The 274-nt window shown below is 55.8% G+C and carries 1 protein-coding gene; it reads left to right on the top strand.

Annotation, left to right across the window (positions count from 1 at the left end; genetic code table 11):
- The coding region (locus HBA93_RS21075; protein WP_221724570.1) for a cation:dicarboxylate symporter family transporter at positions 1–274 on the top strand (274 nt) is incomplete at both ends.

Genomic DNA, 274 nt, shown 5'->3' on the forward strand with positions numbered 1-274 from the left:
GAATATGCAGCTTTTGCTGTGCCGCTCGGCGCAACAACCAAGATGGATGGCTGTGCTGCAATTTATCCGGCGATTTCGGCTATCTTTATCGCCCAGTATTTCGGTCTGCCACTCGGCCTGCAGGAATATGTGTTGATCGCCTTTGTTTCCGTTCTTGGTTCGGCAGCGACAGCCGGTCTGACCGGTGCGGTAGTGATGCTCACCCTCACCCTTTCCACCCTCGGCTTGCCGCTTGAAGGTGTTGGTCTGTTGCTCTCCATCGACCCGATCCTCG

Source organism: Ochrobactrum sp. SFR4 (assembly GCF_019730395.1).
Lineage (GTDB): Bacteria > Pseudomonadota > Alphaproteobacteria > Rhizobiales > Rhizobiaceae > Pseudochrobactrum.